Raw genomic sequence first — 22,949 nt, 5'->3', positions numbered from 1 at the left:
TGCCGGATACGGTCTTGTTGTGGTCGCCGGCTTTCTGCGACAGTCCGGCGATGCAAGATCCTGACATCGTGGAAGCCCTTCGCAGCAAGTACGCGGCGCTGCTCGACGACCTGGATGAGCGTGGGCGGCGGCGTTGGGCGGCCGTCGAGGCCCGGGCCCTGGGGCGCGGCGGGATCACGGCCGTGGCCCAGGCCACGGGCCTGTCCGATCGCACGGTGCGGACGGGCCTGAAGGAGCTCGACGATCCCGAGCCGCTCGCCGGCCATCGCCAGCGGCGAGCCGGCGGCGGCCGCAAGCCCCACGCGGCCACCCAGCCCGCCCTGCGAGGGGCTCTGGACCGGCTGATCGAGCCGACGGTCCGGGGGGCGCCGACGAACCCGCTGCGCTGGACGATCAAGAGCACCTATCGCCTGGCCGACGAGTTGTGCCAGCGAGGGTACGCGGTGAGCCCGACCACGGTGCGGCGGATGCTGGCGGCGATGAACTACAGCCTGCAGGGAAACCGCAAGACGCGCGAGGGGAAGCAGCACCCGGACCGGGACGGCCAGTTCCGGCACATCAGCGATCGGGTCCGGGCCCGTCGGCGACGCGGCGAGCCGGCGTTGTCGGTCGACACCAAGAAGAAGGAAGTGCTGGGGAACCTCAAGAATCCCGGGCGGACGTATCGTCCGCAGGGTGATCCGATCCCGGTGAAGACGCACGACTTCCCGGACCCGGCCTTGGGCAAGGCGGTGCCGTACGGCGTGTACGACATCCATCGCGACGAGGCGGGCGTGTCGGTGGGGATCAGCCACGACACGGCCGAGTTCGCGGTGGCGGCGATTCGCCGGTGGTGGGAGAAGCTGGGCCGGGCGAACTATGGCCGGGCCAGGCGGGTGCTGGTGACGGCGGACAGCGGCGGCAGCAACGGCTCGCGGTGCCGGCTGTGGAAGGCCGAGTTGCAGAGGTGGGCCGACGAGACGGGGCTGATCGTCGAGGTCTGCCACTATCCGCCGGGGACGAGCAAGTGGAACAAGATCGAGCACCGGGTATTCTGCCACATCACGCGGAACTGGCGGGGGACGCCGCTGGAGACGCTGGAGGTCGTGGTCGAGTCGATCGGCGCGACGACCACGGGGACTGGACTGGAGGTCCACGCCTGGCTGGACGAAGGCACCTACGAGAAGGGCCGGAAAGTCAGCGACCAGGAGCTGGCGGGATGCACCATCAAACGACACGCCTACCACGGCGAATGGAACTATGAGATCCATCCGAGGCGGCACTAATATCCCGGCAAGTTATTTTGGCGCGACTCCTAACGGGCGGGGACGCCAGGTCACCACTCGCCCGGTGAAGGCCGTCGATGCCGACCTGCGAATCAACCGCCGCCTATGGGAGTTGGCGGAGACGTTCAGCCGGAACTGAGCCGCGACGGGGCCACGGACGGCCCCTTAACCGCTCCGCGCACGGATGCGCAAGGGAAACTCGTGTCGTTACAGTCGTCTACAGCACGGCGCGCGCGAAAAACCGCTTTTTGACCATTGGCGACCCGAAACCCAGACTGACAGCGGCTTTGACCGTGCGCACCACCCTGGAGCCCACCCCATGACCTTCCGATTCCTCAGCCCCGGCCACGACGGTGCCGTGGACGACTTTGCCGTCGAGGCGATCACCCTGGGAGCCGCGTTCGAGCAGTTCAAGGCGAGCAACCCGGGGCACGGCTGGTACGCCGTTTGGTGCGGCCGCCGCCTCGCCGGTCATGTCCGCATCGATGAGGACGGGGCGGAGCTGGTCGACCTGAAGACCGAGCCGCCCAGCCACGCGAATCCGTTCGCGTGCGGGGATTGACCACCGACCCGCCCGCTACACCGGAAGGTGCCGGAACGCCTGCCATGTGAGAACGACGCCGAGCACGCTCATCACAGCCCCGACCACGCGGAAGACGCTGTATGCCTTCTGCCACCGGTCGGCGTTGTCGATCATCCGGTTGGGGACCGCCGGGAAGATCAGATAGATCGTCGCCTTGATCGTCATGCCCCACCCGAAGACGGTGACGAACACCGGCCAGTCCCAGACCCACAGATTGTGACCGATCAAGATCAGCAGGCCGGTGGGCAGGGTGTACATCCCGATGATCAGCGGGGCGAGGCCGGTCCGCTTCATGGCGTTGAAGAAGTCAGCCCAGAGGCGGGGCTGAGCCGCATGCGAGAGGCCGATGATCACGAGGGTCAGGGCGAACCAGGCGTCGATGTACGGGGCCACGGTCGGTCTCCTGGAAGGGTTGGTTTCCAAGAGGATAACCGGTGTCTTGGTTTAGCGAAATATAATTTTTGGGCGTCCAAAATTATCGGATCGCCGTCGAGTTCCCTCATGGCGGCACCTGATCAACTCAGCCCTGCGTCTTGCGCCGGGTTGATCGCGATTTGTCGTTCTTCTGCACCCGCAGGTTCCAAGCGAGATGGATCCCTTTGAACAACTGCTCCGGCGACGCCTCCGCCAGGCGGATATGCGTCATGCCCATTCTCCCCCAGCCACCAGCAACGGGGAGGAACACCTCCGGAGCCTCGGCGATAAGCGATTGCTGCAGTTCGGGGGACAACATCAGGTTCCCGAACCCGAGATTCTCATGAGCGAGGGTCGCGAAGATGCGGCCGCCCACGCGGAAATCGGCAGCACCCATGTGGGAGCTTTCCTCGGCGTCATCGAAGCCAAGGGCCAGCTCCCGGAAGTCGTTCGCGGTCATGAAACCGACCTCTCTGGCATGGACTCTCAAGGCTCGACGACCGGGGACACCGTATTCGCATCACGGGCCAGGAGCCAGCGGCCGTCGGGCTGTTTGCGGTAGATCGTCAGGCGATCACCGGCAAGCCGACTTTCCTCTCCGCCGGCGCGTGGCGATACGGTGAGCGAGTCCCGGCTCCGCGTGTAGGCAACCTCGCCGACGACCACGACCTCCTTCAACTCGCTGACGCAATGGATCAGAAGCTCTTCGTGAGCGCCCGAGGACTTGGCGGCGAACCCATCCCGACCAATGCACACCTCGCCCGGAATGATGAGCACGACGTCGTCCGTCGTCATGGGGAGCAACCGTGTCAGGTCACCTGCGTTGATGCCGTCGATCCAGATGGAATGAACCTCGCGGATGGCCTGCTCATCAGATCGCATTTGCTACCTCCTTGGCTTAAATCCTCGGCATCTTCTATCCAAGCTGCTCGGCAAGCCCGACGATGATGCCCTCGGGCCCCCGGATGTAGGCCAGCCGGTACGTGTCCCCGTACTGCATCTCGCCGATAAGCTCGGCCCCGTGGGCGACCATGCGCGCGATGAGAGCGTCGATTTGGTCCACGGCGAACATGACGCGGCGGTAGCGCAGCGCGTTCACCGGTGCGTCCACAGGGCCCAACCTGACCGCGTCCGGCGTGTGGAACTTGTCCAGCTCGATGCCTTGCCCGTCCGGGGTCCGCATCATCGCGATGGTGGCCCGGACATCATTCAGCCCGATCAGTCGCCCGACCTCAGGCCCTTCGACGGTCGCCTCGCCTTCGAGCGTGAGGCCTAGCTCGAGGAAGAACGCCTTGGTGACTTCGAGGTCGTCGACGACGAGCAGGACGTTGTCCATGCGTTTGACTGACATGTTCTTCCGCTCCTCGCTGGTGCCGCCTCAGCCCTTCTTCACGATCCGGTAATGCACGGCGGCCTCGGATGCCTCGAAGCCGGCCACCTCGTAGTCCTCCTCAACCCCCACCCCGCCCAGGAGCCGCTCGCCTTCCCCCACGAAGGACGGAGCCATGACCAGGTGCAGCTCGTCGATGAGCCGGGCTTTCCAGAAGGCCCGGACGGTGGCGGTGCCGCCGTTGATCTTGACGTCCTTGCCACCGGCCGCGGCCTGGGCCTGTTCCAGTATCTTTTCCGGCGAGCCGTCTACGAAGTGGAAGGAGGTGCCGTTCTCGAACTCGAGCGTGGGCCGTGGGTGGTGCGTCAGCACGAAGACCGGGTGCTTGAAGGTAGGGTTGTCACCCCACCAGCCCTTCCACTCCTCGTCGACCCAGGGGCCGCGGAGGGGGCTGAACATGTTCCGCCCCATGATGGAGGCGCCGATGCCTTCGAAGGCCCTGGCCGCGTAGCTGTCGTCCAGCCCCGTGCTGCCCACCTCGCCGCCGATCATGGTCTTGAAGGTCTGGGTGGCCTTGAACCAGTTCATGATCTGCATGGCGTTTTTGCCGAAAGGCTCGGACTGGGTTTGCTGCAGGCCGGCTCCGAAACCGTCCAGGGAGCACGCAAAGGAGCGAACCACGACTTTAGGCATTCAAGGCCCTCCGAAGAACCGTAGCGAGGATAGGTCGATCGACTGGGCCGACCCGGATTCGGGGATTGGAACCATTTATCGGCAGGAAGTAAACGGACGTACAGTAATTTTCGGGATTGGGCGATCCCTACCGGGCCGGGCTCTACTCGCTGCTCTCCCGGAGCCTCTTCGAGTCTCCGCCGAAGGTGACGATCCCTATCGCTGCTCCGCAGGACGCTGCGCGTCCAAGAAAGGGGCATCCATGGGGGAAGTTGGGGCTTCTGTCGAGCAAAACTGCACCGTCTGGGGCGTGGTGATTCTCTTTCCACAAAGTGTATTTATTCGCTTGACCGAAAGCGGGAACCGCGCTACACAAGGTGTATCAACAGCAAGGAGGCTGCAATATGGAAACAATCGAATACCGCACTCTGGACAAGAGCCAATGGGGCAACGGCGAATGGCAGGATGAGCCGGACAAGAAGCAATGGCAGGATACGTCAACAGGTTATCCCTGCCTCATCGTACGTAACCGTTTGGGGGCGCTCTGTGGATATGTGGGTGTTCCGAAAGAACATCCTCACTTCGGAAAAGACTACGACAGGCCACACGTCGAAGTTCATGGCGGGCTGACCTTCGCCGACACGTGCCAGCCGAGTGACGACGAAAGCCACGGCATCTGTCACAAAACGGAGGGCGATGACCACGTGTGGTGGTTCGGCTTCGACTGCGCACACGGCTGGGATTATGTCCCTGGGATGGCGGTTTACCGGGGAGAGACCGGGCATAGCGGGTTTTTTAGCGAACACGAGACCTACAGAAACCTCGCGTATGTGACACGCGAAGTCGAGTCGCTGGCCCGCCAACTCAAGGCCATCGCAGCATGACCGACGAGTTGACGCCCGAGGAGCCAGGGCCAGCGCTCACTAACATGTCGATCCTCTAACGACTTCCATCAAGTAGTCGTCGCTCCATCCGCATCCGCGTCGCTTCATGGCGACGCTGTCCCGCCCGGGGTGCCGCTTGAGCAGGGACAGGCAGAAGCGATTCAGCCAGGCCATGTTCTGGCGCAGGTGCTCCTCTCGGATTCGCGACTCGTCCTCGCGGAAGGTCACGTCGAGGGTCCAGTGGCAGCCGTTCTCGATCCCCCAGCGCGAGCGGACCGCGTGGGCGAACGCCTTAGCGTCGGGCTCGACCGGCAGGCTGCTGATGTAGTAGCGGACGTCCTCCGCCGTCTTTCCCTCGCGGACGACCTCGGAGATCGCCACGCCGATCGACCTCAGCCCCCGCCACGCCTCGAAGCCGGGGAGGTCCTTCGGGGCCTCGAGCTGGATGTACGTCCGCGACTCGCGACGGCCGTGGGCCGCCTCATCGACCTGGAGGCGGCCGACCGGCTCCCCCGCGAACCCTTCGTCCCAACGCCCCAGGACGTGGGCGACGGCCGCCCGATGCAGCGTCCCCTGGTTCCCCTTCAGCGCCAGCACGTAGTCGCCGCCGGCGGCGACGACCGCCCCGGCGACCTCCCTCTGGCAGCCCATCGCGTCGATCGTCACGACGCCGCCGGAGACGTCGATCAGCTTCAGCAACTCGGGGATCGCAGCGATCTCGTTCGACTTCTCATCGCAAGCGACCTGGCCCAGCGACAGGCCGTACTCGCTCGCCCAGGCGGTCACCGAGTGCAACGCCCCCAGGCCGTTCTTGCGGTCGTGGCTGCGACGCAGGGTCTTGCCGTCGATCGCCAGCGTGGGCCGCTCGACGCCCGTCTCGGCCGCGGCCTCGTCGCGCAGCGACCGCAGCCAGGCGGCGAAGCACGGCTGGAACGCCTCGGGCCGCAGGGCCATCAACACGCGCCGGAAGACGTCCTTGCACGGCACCCCGTTCGGCAGCGGCAGGATCGACTCGAGCAGACCCCGCTTGAACGCCGCCCACCGCGCGATCGCCGTCGGCCCGGAGGCCCCCGCCAGGACCGCGACCAGGGCGATCACCACCACCGAGGCCAGCGGATGCTTGCGATTGATCTCCGACCGCGGGTCATCCAGGTCCTGGAAGAACGCCGCCACCTCGTCCATACCGAACCGGCTCGCATCCGCCATCGACCGACCCCCGTCCCCCGCGCCGTGACGCCGCCTGGAGATGGTCTAACCGATGACTCGATCCGGCGCAAGCCGCCAGACTCCGCCGAATCTACCTATAAGTGCGCGCTGGCCCTGCGTTTCGATAGGAACTCACGAGGGCCGCGCAGAGAGTGGCGACGGCGAGGACCAGGATCATCAGTTGCCGTAGCGTCGGGCTCAAACAGGCGGCGCGGGGTGTGGGCATAGCTGATGATAGCAGATGCGGATAGGCCGGTGGGTTCTCAGCGATTCACGTGCATCGACGGGTCTCCTTGCCGACGCATCAGCATTTGACCGTCTTCCGTTTCTTGCCGAGCTTTCCGGCCGCCCGGATCTTCTCGATCGACTCGCGAGCACCAGGGACCTTGCATGCCGTTTCGCCCATGTTGACCTTCACGAGACCGATCCTGTCCGACACTTCGAGCGACCGATCCGTCAGTGCAGCCACGAAGGAACCCGCGTCAATCACGAATCCGTTCATCTGAAGGCGCACGCGATTGGGCTGGTCGTGGATCGTCCCGGCGACCCTGTCCAGCAACTCGCCGATCTTCGCCAGCTCGAGTTCATGGTCCGGCTTGATCTTGAGCACGGCCCCCAGGGTCGACCAGCCGGCGGCGGCGATCGTCTCGGTCTTGGATTCGATCCATTCCAGCCCCATCGCCCAGCCGTGCGGGCCTTCGGACGCGACCCACGGGACGGTCGACTCGCTGAGCATGGACCAGGAGGCAGCCTTCACCCAGCGATTGAGGTCCGCCTTTGTCATCCTGGCGTCGTCGACGATCAATCCGGCGAGATACATCGCGTCGGAGATGCCGGTTTCGTAAAGCTCCAGCGCCAGTGCGTGGTCCTTCTTGATGCGTTTCTGGATCTTCTTGATATCCTCGACGCTGACCCCGAAGAACGGCTCGCAGGCCCCGTGGTTGATCAGCACCTTCTTGATGGAAGGCTTTCCCAGGGTTTTGAGTTCATCGAGGACTTCCTGGGCGGTCATGGGCGTCTCCGGGGAATGGGCGTGACGTGCTCAACCCTTCGTCTTTCGCTTGGGGGCTTTCGATTTGCCGTTCTTCTGAACCCGCAGGTTCCATGCGGTCTGGAGTCCTTCGAGTAATTGCTCAGGGGTCGCCTCCGCCAGGCGGATGTGCGTCGCTCCCATTCTGCCCCAGCCGCCGGCGACGGGGAGGAACACTTCCGGAGCCTTGGCGATGAGCGACTGCTGAAGCTCGGGGGAGAGCATCAGGTTCCCGAGCCCGAGATGCTCATGGGCAAGGGTCGCGAAGATGCGACCGCCGACGCGGAAGTCGGCAGCCCCCATGTGTGCACTTTCCTCGGCGTCATCAAAGCCGAGGGCCAGCTCCCGAAAATCGTTCGCGGTCATGAGACTGACCTCTCTGGGAAGGGATGTCGCCGCCCCCTTCACGACCGACCCTCTCAAGGCTGAACGACCGGGGACAGCACATTCGCATCGCGGGCCAGGAGCCAGCGGCCGTCGGGCTGTTTGCGATAGATCGTCATGCGATCACCGGCGAGTCGGCTCTCTTCCCCACTGGTGCGTGGGGACGCGGTGAGCGTGTCACGGCTCCGCGTGTAGGCAACCTCGCCGACGATCACGACCTCCTCCAGCTTGCTGACGCAGCTGATCCGAACCTGTACATGGGCGGCCGCGAAATGGGCGGAGAACCCATCCCGGCCGAGCGTCGAAAGGCCCGGATTGAGGAACAAGACATCGTCGGTCGCCATGACGAGCAACCGGGCCGGGTCGCCCGCGTTGACGGCGTCGATCCAGGTCGAGTGAAACTCGCGGATTGCTCGTTCATCAGATTGCATCGCAACCTCCGTCGCCCGAGGAATGATCGTGCGGCTGGTCCCTCGCTTGGAAAGCGATGTTCAACTTCCTCATTGCTTCAGCGGCTTGGCATCGAGGAAGTCGTTCACCATAGGGACGACAAGAGACCTGCGATCCATCAGGGTGACATGTGTCGTGTCGGGCATGATGGCCAATCTCGATGCGGAGCGCGGCCGCATGTCGCCATGAACGTCGCCGCCCTTGAGCCGGAACATCTCCGCGATATGCTCGAGCCGCACGCCGTCGGCATCGCCATGGATGAAGAACATAGGAGCCTTGGTAGCCTTGAGCTGCTCAGCTCCGATGTCGTCAGTCGCCGACTCGACGACGTGCTTGACGAACTCCGGAAAGGCGTCCGGCGTCGGGCTGAGCCTTTTGAAGTCCGTTTCAATGGGCGTGCCTTTGAACAATTCCGCCGTAATCTGCGGTATCGCCTCAGCGCCTTCTTTGACCCAGCCATCTTGACTCAACGCAGACGACAGGATGACGACCTTGCGTACCTTCCCCGGATGGCGGATCGCACATTCCATCGCGACGCCACCACCCATGCTGTAGCCGATCACGTCGGCTTGTGGGATCTTGAGGTAATCCAGCAGCGCCGCCACGTCGTCGGCGAAGTTCGCCGCGCTCATCGGGCGTGAAATATCGGCCGTGCGCCCGTGCCCCTGCATTTCGACGGCGACCACCTTCCGCGTCTTGGCAAGCTCGGCGATCCACTCAGCCTCGCTGGGAATCGCCATGAACGCGCCGTGGAGCAGAACCACCGGGTCTCCGTCCCCGTGAACTTCGTAGTACATCTTCAGCCCGTTGACCGGCGCGTAGCCCGTAGTCGGCTCGTGCGCGGATGCGATGGCCGGAACGAACGCTGCCAGGAGAAAAGTGGTGGTCTTCATATTCGGCTCCTGAACTGGATGGTGACTATCCCATCGAGTGGTCGAATGGTGTTTCTCGAAATCGACTGCAAAAGAAGACCTAGCGTTTCTTGGCGATTCGGAAATGCACGGCCGCTTCGGAAGCCTCGAAGCCGGCCACTTCGTAGTCCTCCTCGACCCCCAGCCCGCCCAGGAGCCGCTCGCCTTCCCCTACGAAAACCGCCGCCATGACCAGGTGCAGCTCGTCGAGGAGCCGGGCTTTCCAGAAGGCCCGGACCGTGGCGGTGCCGCCGTTGACCTTGACGTCCTTGTCCCCGGCCGCGGCTAGAGCTTGCTCCAGGACCTGCTCCGGCGGGCCTCCCACGAAGTGGAAGGAGGTGCCGTTCCCGAACTCCAGTGTGGGCCGGGGATGGTGCGTCAGCACGAAGACCGGGTGCTTGAAGGGCGGGTTGTCGCCCCACCAGCCCTTCCAGTCCTCATCGGCCCAGGGGCCGCGGAGGGGGCTGAACATGTTGCGGCCCATGATGGAGGCGCCGATGCCCTCGAAGGCCCTGGACGCGTAAGCATCGTCCAGCCCCGTGCTGCCACCGTCCTGGCCGATCATGGCCTTGAAGGTACGGGTGGACTTGAACCAGTTCATGATCTGGAAGGCGTTTTTGCCGAAGGGTTCGGACTGGGTTTGGTGGAGGCCGGCTCCGAAACCATCCATGGAACAGGCGAAGTTGCGAACCACGACTTTCGGCATTTAAAGGACCTCCGAAGTAACGTAGCGAGGGGCCGACCCGGATTCGGGGATTGGAACCAGTTATCGGCAGAATGTCAACGCCTGTACAGGTAAAATCCGGCGATCCCTACCGGGCCGGGCTCTCAGGCTGCGCCCCGAGCCCCTTCGGGCCTCGGCCATCCGGTTTCGATCCCTATCGCGAGCATTCGGACGGCTACGCCGTTTAGGAAGGGGCCTGCATGGGGTGCGTGTGGAGAGTGCCGATCAACAGAAAGGGGTTCGGTGGTAGGTGAGAGTTCTTTGACGACGCATAAGAAACCGCTTGCGTTTCGTTTGCACGGTGCTGATGCACGGCATGGGCGGTGAAGCCCGCTGAAATCGAAGCTGCACTTTCCGGGAGCACGTATATGTCATTCCGCCAGGCTGAGGAGCCTGACGGCGGCGGCCTGAATCCCTTCCTGGTGACCCCAAGGCGTAGAACCGCACGGATCTCCTCGCCCAGCGTTTCGCGACGCCATGCCCGCCGCTTGTCCGCGTGGCTCGGACGGCATGACGAGCTGTCCCACGGCGAGTTCGAGCGGTCCACCAACTCCTCGTCCTCCCGGCCCCAGGCCCACGCCTCGGTCAGCGTGAACGTCCATGGGCAGATGTGAAACGCCCCAATGTTCGCCCAGATGGACCTGACCTGCTGCTGACCGGCACCCACGACCTGCTTGCATTCTCGAAAGGTGATCTCCAGGCTGAAGCGGTCGGCCACCGTCTCCAGGATGTCGGCCACGCTCGCCGAGGTGTCGCTGCAGAAGTACGCCCGCCAGCCGGTCGGCTCGTCCACCAGTACCACCCGGATCGCCCCGCCTGCCGGCCGGCCGCCAGGTCGCCTGGAACGTCTCGTACCGCTTGACCGCCTTCTCCCCGTACAACTCGAAGGTGTCGGAGGACCAGCCACGCCGCTGGCCGCCGCGCTTGGCCAGATCGATCACGTCCGCGCCGTAGGTCGGGGCTGGGCCGCGCCGCCCCTGCGGCCTCGGTCCGGGCAGGCTCCGCAGCGCAGCGTCCTTGCGGAGCCGGCTGACGACGATCATCCCCATCGCCTTGGCCGGCTTGAGGACTTCCTTCTTGGCAGAGGCGCCGTCGGCGACGACCCAGATCGGCAGCTTCAGCAGGTCCAGCCACGGCTTGGCCCATCTGAGCAGCTCGACGGCCAGTTCCAGCTTGGTCCGGGACGTCGGCCGGTGTTTCGGGTCGATGGCCGGCAGGTCCTTCTTGCGGACGAAGAGGCGAGACAGCAGCGGCAGGGCGGTCGTGCCCCAGGCCCTGTGGGTGACGAGCAGCCCGAGGACGACGAAGACGCGGCCGTAGACGTTGGGCGAGCCGGCCGGGCCGGGGGTCGGGTTGTGATGCACGCCGGCCCCCTGGACGTGCGGCCCGTGCCGCTTCGTCGGCGTGTCGTCCAGGGCCAGCGTCAGTCGCGCGGCCCCGGCCAGGAGCGGCCGAACCGCCTCGTTCAGCAGGCGTCGGGCGATCCGGTCGGGCCTCTCGCCGGCGGCGGCGACGGCAATATAGCAGGACTGATACCGGCCGCCGAGCTTGGCCGCCCTGAGCCAGGTCGTGACGGTCCGGCGTCCCCGCGTCAGGACGGCACCGAGGTACAGCAGGGCAAGCCTCGGGGCGGACCGGCGGTCGAGGGGGGGTGGCGAGCCCGGAGGACCACTGGAACGGGGCGGGCGTCGGATGCGAGGATGTCATCGGGGGCCCGCTCCGCTCGGGGTGTCAGGCTGGTGTGGTGACCGCCATCGTCCCGGTCGGGCCGGCCCCCGTCTACTCAGAGCCCACCGGGAGCCTCCCGTGGAGTACCTCATCCGCCGCACCGACGAGGAATGGTTCGACCTCGGTCCCGATCAATACGATGCCAAGCTACGGCCATCTTCGATTCCAAGTCGCCGCGTCGAGGGCTGGGGCGACTATCGCATCGAAGTCGGCGGGGTCGAAGTCAGCTTCTCCTACGAAGACCCGGGCATCCAGGTCACCTTCGAGGGTGAGGTGCCCGCGAATGTCGCCGATGCCGTCGTCGCCGAGGTGCTGGCGAACATCACTGCGGTCACCGGACAGGAAGGTCGCATCGTCGAGATAGACTCATAGGCGACCTGTCCACTTCCTCGCAAGTACACAAAATCGCGGAAAGTGCTGTGAAGGGGAAGACGTCTCGAAAGCTGATGCAGGAGTACAGCCGCCTGAACAGGCAGTGCTGGGGCCGCCACCTTTGGGCGCGGGGTTTCTTCGTGGCCAGCTCGGGGGTCGTTACGGACGAGGCGATCATCGAGGACATCCGGTCGCAGGATCTGGATAAAGGAGACGGCGACTTCCGAGTGGACGGCGAGTCGTCGTGAACCGGAAGTCGGGCTTGCAGCCGACTGTCGAACCCACCGGATTCCAGCCGGTGGTGGTTCAGTCCGAGAAGAAGCTGACAATTGTTGGACTTCCCGGTGCGCCGTCCGGTTCCCCTCCCTCGGCGCGAAGCCTTTCCTCCGCGCATTCGTTGGCAGAGGACCAGGACTGCCGTCGTCCTGTCAGGCAGACGGAAGGCCGCCGTCGCATCGCGGAGTCGGTGCGAGCATGCGGCCCCTTGATGGGCGACCTCCGACCTGGACCGGGCGGGGCGGAGGCGAACGACTGTTCCGCGCCGTCCGGGCGGTTATCATGGATCGAGAACAGCATCATACCCAAAAAGGACGCGCGTCATGGAACGTCGAGACCTTCTCAAAGGTTTCTCCGCCGCTGGGCTGCTCTCGCTGTTGGATCCCGGCTACTTGAGAGCGAGGGCAGCCGTGCAGGCTGGCGAGGCGCCGACGCGGGCGGTGCCGAAGCGGCCGTACGGGCGGGCGCGAGACCCGATTTCGGTGATCGGCTTCGGCGGGATCGTGGTCAAGGACGTGACGCCCGAGCAGGCTGCGGGCTACGTCTCCGAGGCGGTGGACCGGGGCGTCAATTACTTCGACGTGGCGCCCAGCTACGGCAACGCCCAGGAGCGTCTGGGGCCTGCGCTCAGGCCGCATCGGCAGGGCTGCTTCCTCGCGTGCAAGACGAATCAGCGCGACTCCGTGGGGGCCCAGCGCGAACTGGACGAGTCGTTGAGGCTCTTGCAGACCGACCATCTCGACCTTTATCAGCTTCACGCCATCACGACGCTGGAGGAGGTCGAGCGGGCCTTCGGCCCGGGAGGGGCGATGGAGGTCTTCCTGAAGGCGAGGGAGCAGGGCAAGGTCCGCTATCTCGGATTCTCGGCCCACAGCGAGGAGGCCGCCCACGCGGCGATGGACCGGCACGACTTCGACTCGATCCTCTTTCCCCTGGGCTTCCCGACCTGGATCAAGGAAGGCTTCGGCCACTCGGTCCACAAGCGGGCGCTCGAGGGTGGGAAGGGCATCCTCGCCCTCAAGGCGATGGCCCACCAGAAGTGGACGGTCAAGCCGGAAGGCCGGAGGTGGGGCAAGGCCTGGTATGAGCCATTCGACCAGATCGATCAAGTCTCGCTCGGGCTGAGGTTCACGAGCGCGCTCCCGGCCCACGCCATGATCCCTCCCGGGCACTGGGAACTCTTCAAGATGGCCGTCGAGCTGGCCCAGGCGGGGGCGCTTACCCCGCTCAACGACGCCGAGCGGGAGATCGTCGCGGCCATCGCCAAGGGCAGCGACCCGATCTTCGAGCGCAAGGCCTGACTCCCTCGGGCTCGGCGAGTGGCAAGGCGTCGGTCGATCAGGGGAAGAACGCCTTGAGGAAGCTCGCGAGCGATCCGTCGTGGACCGCTTCGGCGAGGAATTCGGTCCCCTGCTGGTTGCCCCAACTGTAATTGATGATCGTCCGGCCGTGGAACTCGCAGAAGTCCATGTCCGAATTGTTGCGGTCCACGGCCCCGGCGATCTTCGTCCGTTGCTCGTCGTCGAGCCTGGGGTTCGCGATCGCCTTGTCTTGGGGGGACGCGGCGAGGATGGGGTTGAAACGGCTCGGCTGCCAGTGGATCAGGTCCTTCGACCGGACGATGTAAGTCTCGTAGCGGGGCCCCGGGAGCGTCTCCAGGTAGGTCATGTAGAAGTCGCCGTCGAGGTGGCGGATGGACGGGCAGGCGACGTAACGCTCCCTGGTGTAGACCCGGTCCTCGGGGAGCAGCGCCCAGGTCTTCAGATCGGCCGACTCGGCGAAGCGGGTCGTGAACGGGACGCCGACGACCTCGGGGGGCTTGCCGACCTCGATCGCCATGACGTAGCGGTCGCCCGCCTTGCAGACCGACGTGTTGAACAGGCCCCAACCCGGCAAGTCCAGCGCGGGGTGCACTTCCCAGGTCTTGAGGTCGTCCGACTTGAACGCGACGACTTTCGAGCCGTCCCAATCGTTGACGGCGAAGGCCCAGATCGAGCCCCCCTCGGCGTAGGCGCAGCCCAGGTCGTACCCCTGGGCGAAGGCCGGCGACGCCTCGCCCGTCTCGACGTCGACCAGGCGGAAATACGAATCGCCGGTCGTGTTCGGCCTGTAGTCCTTGCGCACGTACTCGAAGCGGTAGAGCCGATCGCGGAAGACGATCGGGGTCGCCTCCACCATGTTGACGTCGATCGTGCCGAGCTTGCGGATCTCCGGGCGCCTGCCGACTTCGGCGTCGACATGCGGCGGGTTCGCGGGTCTCTCCCAGCCCACCGGCTGCGTCCAGGCCTGCGCCTTCTGGCCCGGGAAGGAGGGGTTCTCGGGCGGATGATCGGATGTGACGACCGCACGGACGTAGAGCTCGTCGCCGGTCAGCCGGTAAGAGGCCGTGGCCCCCTCGACGGTCGCCAGGACCTTGCCCACATCGTCGGAATAGCGCTGGGTGACCGCCAGCGGCTTGCCGTCCTGGCCCATGACGGGCTTCCGCGTGCGGTCGTAGTTTCTGGGCGTGCCGACGAACTGCGTCGTGTAGCGCGCCTCGCCCCGGGGTTCGATCTCCAGGCTCAGCGTCCGGTTCTCGGCGGCGTAGGCGATCGACTTCAAGGCGACGCCGCTGGAAGCGTAGAAGTCGCCCGCCTGGATCCCCTTGACGATCGACTCGGGCGTCAAGAATCGGCTCCGGACCATGACCCAGCCCCGGCCCGGCGAGGCGCCGCCCTTGTCGAAATAATGGTGCGAGTCGTCGGTCGCCAGGCCGTAGACCGGCGCGGCCCCCATCTCGCCGATCCGCAGGGTGTTGATCACGTCCCACATCCGCTCGACGCCCACGTGGTGCTCGTCGCCTTGGTGGTGGACGTCGTTGTGGCCGTTGTAGACCTCGAAGAACCGCTCCCGGGTGACCATCGCCAGCTCTTCGGCCGTGATGGCGTAGCCGAAGTTGGGGTGATTCAGATGGCCCAGGATCGGGCGTCCCAGTCGCTTCGACTGCTCCTCCACCGCGGCGAGGTCGTTGGTCATGACGTCGACGACGCTCTTGCCCCCCTGCGGCTTGATCAGTTCGAGCAGGTTGGTCGCGTTCATGTGGATCGGCTTGGACTCGAACCGGTCGGTGAGTTCCTCGCCCTGGATGAGCAGGAACCGCCCAGGCTGTTCGAAGAGCGTCCGATACTCGCTCAGGGGCTTCAGCCGGACTTGTCGGTCGTCCTTCTCGGTGCGGGTCTCGACCCAGGCTTCGCCGAACCGCTTGAGGTACAGATCGAACGCGTCATGCCTGGCCCGGCCGTTCGCGGCGGCCACGCTCATCCACTTCTCGCCCTGGCCCAGGACGTTGTGGTCCGAGAGCGCGAGGAACTGGTAGCCCCGGTGGGCGTACCAGTCGACGATCATCTCCGGGTAGTCGTCGCCGTCGCTCCAGAGCGAGTGGGTATGGAGGTTGCCCTTGAACCAACCTGGTTCGGCCCGGGCCGGATCTCCGGGAGGTGGGGCCGCCTGCGGCCGGGCGATCGAAGGAGCGAGGACGAGGATGAACAAGAAGATCGAGCTGCGCATGGTGCGGCCTCGGGCGGTGTGGGGAGCGGTCGGGCCGCGATTATACACCGCGCCGACTCGCCGCACCGGGGGCTGTGCAGGAGTCGTCGAAGGAAAATCCCCTGGTCGCGACGAGCTTATACGGACGACTTACGAAATGACTTCGACGGCGCGGTCGCGGAACCTCACGGCGGCCATGTAACCGAGGGTCAGGAACGCCACCAGCGTCAGCAGCTGCGCCACGGCGAAGGGCCGTTCGGACTGGGTCGGGGCCAGGGCTTTGAGGGCCGGCACCTTCTGGAACGACTGGACGATCAGCACGAAGACGTTGAAATAGAGGGCCGCCACGGCGGTGACGACGTAGGCGGGTCGCCAGGGGCCCGCGAGGCGTCGGGCGTACCGGGCGTAGATCGCGCCCGCCAGCAGGACCAGCGAGAGGATCCCGAGGGCGATACCCGGCGTGAAGCCGTGGTAGGGGAAGCCGAAACCGGTCACGCTCGTGGCGACCGTCGTCGCCAGGAAGAACGCGGTCCAGCCGTCGAGACGCTTGCCCGCCAGCAGCCCGCACAGCACCACGAAGCCCGAGGCGATCCCGGCCAGGCTGATCGCCACGTGGATCAGCGTGAAAATCTGGAGGCCCGTCATGTCTCACCTCTTTTCGCTTGGGTTCTGTGTGCCGGTGGCCCGGTCCGCGTTCCGGCCGCGTCGCGGCTTCGCGACCTGACCGATGTTCCGATAAAGATACACGGTCGCGTCGGCGGGCGGACGCCGGAAAAGGCATCGAACCGCCTTCGATCGGGATCGCGTGGAATCGCGCGCGGCCCCTTCATCTTGCCGAACCTCTGCCGGATCGTTTAGCGAGCGGCCTGCGTGACTTCCGGCAAGGCCGCGAAGAGCGAATCCCAGGTCCCATCCGGCAGCGATTTGTGTAGTCGCTCCTGGACCTTCCGCCAGGCGGGGCGGACCTGGTCGAGCTTGGCCTTCCCAGCCTGGGTGATCGCGACCCGGCGCTGGCGTCGATCGGCGCCGGCCTGGACCGCCACCCAGCCGCTCCGTTCGAGGGGACGCAGGCTGCGCGTCAGGGTCGTCCCGTCGAGCGAGGCCAATTCGCCGAGGTCGCCCTGCCCGATCTCGCCCGACCGTTCGAGCAGGCTCAGCAAGGTGAACTGGGTGACCCGCATGCCGGAGCCGCGGAACTCCGAGTCGTAGAGCCGCGTCACCGCGCGCGATGCCTGGCGGAGGGCCGCACACAGGCACGGGGTGGCGACCGGTCGGCGAGGGCCCTTGACGGCTTTCCGTTTGACGTCTTCCATAATATCTGTATATGCATCGGAAAGCAGGCGGTCAAGCGGGCGTTCCGGCCGGCCCCATGACCCGATCGAGGCCGGTCGGCTCAGCGGAGGATGGAAATGGCGAGTGAAGGGAAAGTCGCGTTCATCACGGGTGCGAACAAGGGGATCGGGCTGGAGACGGCTCGCGGGCTCGGAGAGCTGGGCTTCACCGTCGTCCTGGGCAGCCGCGACGAGGCGAACGGCCGCGCCGCGGCCGAGAAGCTCAGGTCCGAGGGGATCAAGAAGGTGGAACCCGTGCGGTTCGACGTGACCCGGCCGGAGGACCATCGTGAGATCGCCCGCTTCCTGGCGGACCGCTACGTCAAGCTCGACGTCCTCGTCAACAACGCCGGCATCATGCTCGACGACGCCGATTTCGGGGCCCCGGGCGGAGTCAACACGACGACCACCGTCAAGCCGGAGATCCTCCGCAAGGTCTTCGAGACGAACTTCTTCTCCGTGGTCGCCCTGACGCAGGAGCTGCTGCCGCTGATCCGCAAGTCGCCGGCCGGGCGGATCGTCAACCTTTCGAGCGTGCTGGCCTCGCTGACGCTGCACGCCGACCCGAAGTCGCCCATCTACAACATGAAGGGCTTCGCCTACGACGCGTCGAAGACGGCGCTCAACGCCTTCACCGTCCACCTCGCCCAGGCGCTCATCGAGACGCCGATCAAGGTGAACTCGGCCCATCCCGGCTGGGTGAAGACGGACATGGGCGGCGAGGCGGCCCCCATGGAACTGTCGGAAGGGGGCAAGACGAGCGTGCAACTGGCGACGCTGCCGGACGACGGCCCGACCGGCGGCTTCTTCCACCTCGGCGAGACCCTCCCCTGGTGATTCGTGTCGTGCGCGGGAGCCGGCGAGTGCCGGAGCGAATCGCCGGCCCGGGCCCTTTCGGGAGGATCGAGAGGAGGACTCGGCGAAGCTGAATGCCGAGAACCGCTGCGATCGACTCACGCGCGACCTCCAGGCGATCCCGGGTGGTCCCGCCGCGAGCCTCCGCGACGACGTCTCGAAGCATTTTTAGGCGCACGACTCACGTCGTCCGTACACGCTTGCGCCATCGCTTGTCTTCCCACGACCCGGATCGGTCGTGATCCGTCGGATCGAGAATTGACGCGATCCTGATACGATCTATGATTGATGTGGCTGGGCCTGCTCGCGACGGGTAGGCCTCATCCGACGGCTATGGACGCCCCGACTCGCGAACGATCGCGAGCCGGGGCTCATTTTTTCTCGTCCGACCGAGCCCGGCTCGGTTCGAGGAGAGTCGAGGGTCGGAAAGCGGTTCGAATCCTGGATGGGCGAGCGGGAGGATGTCAGGGGCGATCCCCGAGGCTTCGCTCCCGCCGCGGGGCGCCCTCGCGCGCACGGGGTCTCGTCGCATCGTTGAATCCTGATGAGTCGACCTCCCCCCACGCGGCTCCCGGGCGCAGGCGGGCACGCTCCCTGAGCGGGCCGAGCGGCCCGGAATCGGACGCGTGCTCGTCGGAGGGCTCGGCGCCTCGTCGAGCCCGATCGATCGGGTCGAAACAGGAGTCAATGTGATGGCATGCACCCTCTCCCGCGGGCGTTCGAGTCGGTCGGCCTCCGGTGATTCGCGCAGGCGTTCGAGGGCCGGGCCCCGGCAGCCGGAACTCCTCGAGTCGGTGGTTGCTCTCGACGCTCTTCGTCGACTCGGCCTTCCAGGGAATTCCCGTCGGCAGCCAGAGCCAGCCCTACAACACCATCCAGGCCGCGATCAACGCCGCCTCCGCGGGCGACGTCGTCGACGTGGCCGCCGGGATCTATCGCGAAGACGTCACCGTGAACAAGCGTCTGAGCCTGATCGGCGCGGACGCCGCCACCACGATCATCGAGGGGCCCATCGGCGGCGTCTCCGCCAACACCCTCACCGTGGCGGCCAACCAGGTCCTCGTCCGGAACTTCACGATCACCCGCGCCGGCAACAACGCGACCGACTGGAACGACCCTTCGCTGAACTCTCAGGGGCTGTACTTCAACCAGGCCCTGACGAGCGGCACGGTCGAATACTGCCGGATCACCGGCAACCGGAACGGCGTCTACCTGAACTCCGTCCAGAACATCCAGCTCCTCCACGACGTGATCGACAACAACCGGACCGGCGTCCAGATGGTCCGAAACGTCGACGGGACCGTGATCGAGGACAGCGACATTTCGTACAACTGGACCGTGGGCGTCCTGTTCAACTTCGACGGCGTGGGGACCGTCACCAGCAACGTCACCATCTCTCACGACGCGATCCACGACAACTGGTACGGCGGCGTCGTCCGCCGGTGGACGACCAGCACCGCGATCCTCAACGTCGGCGGCAACTGGCTCGGGACGACGGCCCCCGTGACCTCGAACGTGAACACCAGCGAGCCGGCGTACAACGTCCAGATCCCGGTCGAGTACGGCGGTACGGCGGTGAATCCCGGGGGCGCCCCCGACATCGTCAACGTCGACGCGAACAACCGGATCGATTACGGACCGTGGCTGGAGTCCGGCGCGAGCACGCCGGGCGTGATGGGGTTCGAGGGAGACTTCAGCTCCTTGATCGTCGGACCGGCCGTGCCGCAGTGGTCGGGATCCCCGGGGACCATCCAGGAAGGCGTCGAGGAGCTGGATCACGGGGGGGCGCTGCATCTTTCGGCTGGGACGTACACGCTCGAGGCCGACGTCGTCCTCGGCAAGTCGATCACCCTGCTGGGGCCGAACGTCGGGATTTCGCCGCGAGCCGGCGGCGCAGGCCGGGGGGCCGAAGCGATCGTCGACGGCGGGGCCACGACGTTCACCGGGTCCTCGGGCTACGGCTTCGCCCTGCAAGCCGATTTCACCTCGCTGGACGTGGAGGGGCTCACCTTCACCCACTTCGACGGGGCGCTCTTCGACGCCCCGCTCACGTCGGTCGTTTCCGTCGAGCTGAGTTCGGACGTCTTCACCGCCAACAACGGCGCCCTCTTCATCAAGTCCGACTCGAGCGTCGCGACGGCGTTCGTCGTCTCGGACGACCTGATCGCGAACCAGAGCATGACGGGCGTCGACACCGCGGTCTTCCGGCTCCACAACGTCGTGAGCGGTCAGTTCGACGATAACGAGGCGACGGCCGTTTCCGGCCGGGAACTCTTCGCCATCTACGACTCGCTGGGCGACGCGACCTTCAACGACAATGCTCTGAATATGACCGGCGGCCTCGTCGGCATCTTCGGCGGCGTCGCTGGAAGCGTCGAGGTCGCGCGGAACGACGTCCGGGCGACGACTTCGTCCACTTCGGGGAGAGGATCGATCACCTTCGACGTCGGCTCCGGCCAGACGATCGGCGGCGTCACGATCGAGGATAACGCGATCGACCGGGTCTTGAACGGGGACGGCCTCGTCCTCGCGACCGACGGTGGGGGCTCGATCCGCGACGTGATCATCCGGGGCAACACCATCGGCCACGTCGCCGGATACGGAATCCGTCTTGCGGCGAGCGCCGGGGACGCCGCCGGGAGCGCCATGACCGGTTCGATCACCGGGATTACGATCGATTCCAACGCCTTCGCCGACGGCGCGGGGAGCCCCATTCTCGCGTCCGCGGAGGTGAACGCGGGATTCGTCAACAGCCTCACCGACCTGGTCGTCCGGGGGAATACCTTCGCCTTCGACGCCGGCCTTCTCGAGTGCGCCGTCCTGATCGACCTGCGCAACCTGGGCGGGGAGAGCGAGTTGTCTGGTAACGAACTGACGCTGCGGGGCGTCTTGCCGGCCGCCGACGAAGCTGTCAGCGCCATCGGCGTGAGGGGCGGTCGGACGGGACGCATCCGGATCGCCGACAACCGCCTGGACGGCGGCGGCGTCGCGCGGAGAAATGGCTCGACCGTGTTCGTCACGGGCATCGAGGTCGACTCCCACGACGTCGCGACCGGCGCGCTCCTCTCGAGTGCGGCCGTCGACATCGCCAACAACACGATCACGGGCTTCGAGGACGGCGTCGCCGCCCGCGACCGGGTGCAGGGACTCTTCGGGAATCTCCCCGCCGGGATCCACGTCACGGTCGTCGAGAACGATCTCTCCGGCAACAGCCTTACAGGAGTGCGGGGAGGAGCGACGGGGAGCCTCCTCGACGCCAGCGACAACTGGTGGGGGAGCTTCCGTGGCCCGACGACGACCGCCAACCCGGGCGGCGACGGAGCGGGCGTCGGCCCCGGCGTGCGCTTCAGCCCCTGGATCGGCCTCTATACGGACGGCGGCGCGGCTGGACAGTTGGGGTTTCATCCCGTGGAAGTCACTCATTACGCCGTGCCGACGCGCCTGGTCTTCACGACCCAGCCGTCCGCGGCGACGTTGTTCGCCCAGCCGTTCGCCCAACAGCCGGTCGTCCGCGCCGAGGACGTCGACGGCAACCTGGGCGTCAATTTCGACGCCGCGACCGTACCGGGCTCGGAGGTCGGCCTCACCCTGGAGTCCCAATCGGGGACGGGCTCGCTCCAGGGCGTGAACCCCGTCGCCGCCGTGAAGGGCGTCGTCGCCTTCCAGGGCCTCAGCATCTCGTCTGCGGGCGTCTATGCTCTCAATGCGTCGTCGAAGCCCGACGTCTGGGCCGAGGTGGACTCGGTTCTCAGCGACCCGTCGTCCATCGGGCGCGCCACTCCCACGGTCCGGGTGGCCGACGCGGGGGGCACCTACAACGGCGCCGCCTTCGAGGCCGTCGCCGAGGTCGCCGGGGTCGACGGCGTCTTCTCGGGGAGCCTGGAGGGGGTCGAGCCGATCGTCACTTATTATGCCGGGCTCGGCGTGGGCGGCGATGCCCTGGGCGTCGTCGCGCCGACCGCCGCGGGGACGTACACGGCCGTGGCGCGGTTCCCCGGCAGCGTCGACTACGGTCCGGCGGGCGACTCGGCCGTCTTCACCATCGCCCGCGCCCCGCTGACGGTCTCGGCCGACGGCAAGGCGAAGGTTTACGGCGGAGCCGACCCGACTCTGACCTACACGGTCTTGGGCCTGGTCCCCGGCGACGCCGCCTCGGTGGTCTCGGGCGTCGCGTTGTCGACCGCGACGGGAGCCGAGGCCACGGCCGGGACGCACGCGATCCGCGCCTCCGGCGGGACCGCGGCGAACTACGTCGTGTCCGACGTCGACGGATCGCTCGACGTCTCGCGTGCAGGCCTGACGATCGCCGCCGACTCCAGGTCGACGAAATTCGGCGCGGCCGTGACCGAATTGACGGCGACGTACACCGGGTTCGTCTATGACGACTCTCCGGCGAGCCTGACCACGCCGGTCCGTCTGTCCACGCCGGTGACCGACGACTGTCCCGCGGGGAGCTACCCCATCGTCGCCTCCGGCGCGGACTCGCCAAACTACTCCGTCCGCTATGTCGACGGCGTCATGACCGTGGAGCCCTACGTTCCGCCGGCGAACCCGGTCGTCCGGGCCGCGGACGCGTACATCGCCACGATCTACGTCGACGTCCTTGGCCGGCAGCCGGAGCCGTCGGGCCTCGACTTCTGGATGAGCCGGACGGTCGCCGACCGCTCGCCCCTGAAGGTCTTCCAGTCCCTGTCGAGGTCGCCCGAACGCATCGCCCTGGTCCGTTCCGGCCAGGCTCCGAAGATTCCTCTGCGTGTGGCCTACGCCAACGCCCTGCGGGCGGCCCGTCAGTCCGTCGTCCGACAGGGTGCTGTTCCGGCCGGCCCGGCCGCTCTCGCCCGCTGGGTAGGGCGGTGAATCCGACTCACGCCAACCTCATGAGGCCGCCATCCCGCCCAGGATGGCGGCCGATGCGGTTGACCTCAGTCAGGGGCGGCCCCGTCGGCCATGCCCCAGCCCCGGCGCGTCGCGGTGGGGGAGGGGACGGGAGTCGGCCCTTGGCCCGCGCC

The 22,949-nt window shown here is 66.3% G+C and carries 23 protein-coding genes; 8 read left to right on the top strand and 15 right to left on the bottom strand.

Annotated elements, in window-relative coordinates; genetic code table 11:
- The first annotated feature begins 50 nt into the window (after positions 1–50).
- Together PZE19_RS21850 and PZE19_RS21845 are read left to right on the top strand one after the other, a co-directional pair.
- Positions 51–1,265 (top strand): ISAzo13 family transposase, encoded by a 1,215-nt coding sequence (locus tag PZE19_RS21850; RefSeq protein WP_277864383.1) that lies wholly within the window; start codon positions 51–53, stop codon positions 1,263–1,265.
- 319 nt (positions 1,266–1,584) lie between these two features.
- Positions 1,585–1,827 (top strand): hypothetical protein, encoded by a 243-nt coding sequence (locus tag PZE19_RS21845; protein ID WP_277862722.1) that lies wholly within the window; start codon positions 1,585–1,587, stop codon positions 1,825–1,827.
- Positions 1,828–1,842: 15 nt separating this feature from the next.
- Here PZE19_RS21845 and PZE19_RS21840 read toward each other — a convergent pair whose 3' ends face one another.
- From PZE19_RS21840 to PZE19_RS21820, 5 genes are all read right to left on the bottom strand, one after another.
- Complete coding sequence (locus PZE19_RS21840) at positions 1,843–2,241, bottom strand: hypothetical protein (protein ID WP_277862721.1); 399 nt, start codon at positions 2,239–2,241, stop codon at positions 1,843–1,845.
- 127 nt (positions 2,242–2,368) lie between these two features.
- A complete protein-coding gene (locus tag PZE19_RS21835; protein WP_277862720.1) occupies positions 2,369–2,722 on the bottom strand; it encodes an MmcQ/YjbR family DNA-binding protein in 354 nt (117 codons plus the stop codon).
- 26 nt (positions 2,723–2,748) lie between these two features.
- Positions 2,749–3,144 carry a YybH family protein gene (locus PZE19_RS21830; RefSeq protein ID WP_277862719.1) on the bottom strand — a complete coding sequence of 132 codons (396 nt, stop codon included), beginning with the start codon at positions 3,142–3,144 and terminating at the stop codon, positions 2,749–2,751.
- A 34-nt stretch (positions 3,145–3,178) separates the two neighbouring features.
- A complete protein-coding gene (locus tag PZE19_RS21825) occupies positions 3,179–3,613 on the bottom strand; it encodes a VOC family protein (protein WP_277862718.1) in 435 nt (144 codons plus the stop codon).
- 27 nt (positions 3,614–3,640) lie between these two features.
- A complete protein-coding gene (locus PZE19_RS21820) occupies positions 3,641–4,285 on the bottom strand; it encodes a dihydrofolate reductase family protein (RefSeq protein WP_277862717.1) in 645 nt (214 codons plus the stop codon).
- A 383-nt stretch (positions 4,286–4,668) separates the two neighbouring features.
- Here PZE19_RS21820 and PZE19_RS21815 point away from each other — a divergent pair, with 383 nt between their 5' ends.
- The gene (locus tag PZE19_RS21815; protein WP_277862716.1) at positions 4,669–5,148 is read left to right on the top strand and encodes a hypothetical protein; all 480 of its coding nucleotides are present in this window, start codon (positions 4,669–4,671) and stop codon (positions 5,146–5,148) included.
- Between the two features lie 39 nt (positions 5,149–5,187).
- On the opposite strand, the gene PZE19_RS21810 is transcribed toward PZE19_RS21815, so the two are convergent.
- The 7 genes from PZE19_RS21810 to PZE19_RS21780 all read right to left on the bottom strand — a co-directional run bounded on the left by PZE19_RS21810 (position 5,188) and on the right by PZE19_RS21780 (position 11,448).
- Positions 5,188–6,354, bottom strand: a complete 1,167-nt coding sequence (locus PZE19_RS21810; protein ID WP_277862715.1) for an ISAs1 family transposase — start codon at positions 6,352–6,354, stop codon at positions 5,188–5,190.
- A gap of 304 nt (positions 6,355–6,658) precedes the next feature.
- Entirely contained in the window at positions 6,659–7,366 is a 708-nt protein-coding gene (locus PZE19_RS21805; protein ID WP_277862714.1) for a DNA alkylation repair protein, read from the bottom strand.
- Between the two features lie 30 nt (positions 7,367–7,396).
- Complete coding sequence (locus PZE19_RS21800) at positions 7,397–7,750, bottom strand: MmcQ/YjbR family DNA-binding protein (RefSeq protein WP_277862713.1); 354 nt, start codon at positions 7,748–7,750, stop codon at positions 7,397–7,399.
- A gap of 53 nt (positions 7,751–7,803) precedes the next feature.
- Positions 7,804–8,199 (bottom strand): YybH family protein, encoded by a 396-nt coding sequence (locus PZE19_RS21795; RefSeq protein ID WP_277862712.1) that lies wholly within the window; start codon positions 8,197–8,199, stop codon positions 7,804–7,806.
- Positions 8,200–8,268: 69 nt separating this feature from the next.
- The gene (locus tag PZE19_RS21790) at positions 8,269–9,111 is read right to left on the bottom strand and encodes an alpha/beta fold hydrolase (protein ID WP_277862711.1); all 843 of its coding nucleotides are present in this window, start codon (positions 9,109–9,111) and stop codon (positions 8,269–8,271) included.
- Positions 9,112–9,190: 79 nt separating this feature from the next.
- Positions 9,191–9,835, bottom strand: coding sequence for a dihydrofolate reductase family protein (locus PZE19_RS21785; RefSeq protein ID WP_277862710.1), 645 nt, complete (start codon positions 9,833–9,835; stop codon positions 9,191–9,193).
- A 389-nt stretch (positions 9,836–10,224) separates the two neighbouring features.
- Positions 10,225–11,448: an IS701 family transposase gene (locus PZE19_RS21780; protein WP_277864382.1), complete on the bottom strand. Its 1,224-nt coding sequence runs from the start codon at positions 11,446–11,448 to the stop codon at positions 10,225–10,227.
- A 211-nt stretch (positions 11,449–11,659) separates the two neighbouring features.
- Here PZE19_RS21780 and PZE19_RS21775 point away from each other — a divergent pair, with 211 nt between their 5' ends.
- From PZE19_RS21775 to PZE19_RS21765, 3 genes are all read left to right on the top strand, one after another.
- Positions 11,660–11,953: a hypothetical protein gene (locus PZE19_RS21775; protein ID WP_277862709.1), complete on the top strand. Its 294-nt coding sequence runs from the start codon at positions 11,660–11,662 to the stop codon at positions 11,951–11,953.
- Positions 11,950–12,201 (top strand): transposase, encoded by a 252-nt coding sequence (locus PZE19_RS21770; RefSeq protein WP_368411378.1) that lies wholly within the window; start codon positions 11,950–11,952, stop codon positions 12,199–12,201. The genes PZE19_RS21775 and PZE19_RS21770 overlap by 4 nt, the downstream gene beginning before the upstream one ends.
- A 351-nt stretch (positions 12,202–12,552) precedes the next feature.
- Entirely contained in the window at positions 12,553–13,530 is a 978-nt protein-coding gene (locus PZE19_RS21765) for an aldo/keto reductase (RefSeq protein WP_277862708.1), read from the top strand.
- 37 nt (positions 13,531–13,567) lie between these two features.
- On the opposite strand, the gene PZE19_RS21760 is transcribed toward PZE19_RS21765, so the two are convergent.
- The 3 genes from PZE19_RS21760 to PZE19_RS21750 form a co-directional block, all read right to left on the bottom strand.
- Entirely contained in the window at positions 13,568–15,775 is a 2,208-nt protein-coding gene (locus tag PZE19_RS21760) for a CehA/McbA family metallohydrolase domain-containing protein (RefSeq protein ID WP_277862707.1), read from the bottom strand.
- Between the two features lie 129 nt (positions 15,776–15,904).
- The gene (locus tag PZE19_RS21755; protein WP_277862706.1) at positions 15,905–16,399 is read right to left on the bottom strand and encodes a hypothetical protein; all 495 of its coding nucleotides are present in this window, start codon (positions 16,397–16,399) and stop codon (positions 15,905–15,907) included.
- A 209-nt stretch (positions 16,400–16,608) separates the two neighbouring features.
- Positions 16,609–16,974 (bottom strand): MarR family winged helix-turn-helix transcriptional regulator, encoded by a 366-nt coding sequence (locus PZE19_RS21750; RefSeq protein WP_277862705.1) that lies wholly within the window; start codon positions 16,972–16,974, stop codon positions 16,609–16,611.
- A gap of 189 nt (positions 16,975–17,163) precedes the next feature.
- Here PZE19_RS21750 and PZE19_RS21745 point away from each other — a divergent pair, with 189 nt between their 5' ends.
- Both PZE19_RS21745 and PZE19_RS21740 read left to right on the top strand, forming a co-directional pair.
- A complete protein-coding gene (locus tag PZE19_RS21745) occupies positions 17,164–17,922 on the top strand; it encodes an SDR family oxidoreductase (RefSeq protein ID WP_277862704.1) in 759 nt (252 codons plus the stop codon).
- A gap of 816 nt (positions 17,923–18,738) precedes the next feature.
- On the top strand, positions 18,739–22,797 hold the full coding sequence (locus tag PZE19_RS21740) for an MBG domain-containing protein (RefSeq protein WP_277862703.1): 4,059 nt from the start codon (positions 18,739–18,741) through the stop codon (positions 22,795–22,797).
- Positions 22,798–22,949: the final 152 nt, after the last annotated feature.

Source organism: Paludisphaera mucosa (assembly GCF_029589435.1).
GTDB classification, from domain to species: Bacteria; Planctomycetota; Planctomycetia; order Isosphaerales; family Isosphaeraceae; genus Paludisphaera; species Paludisphaera mucosa.
Note: the sequence above shows the minus strand (reverse complement) of the source record. Positions and strands in the feature narration are given on the sequence as shown.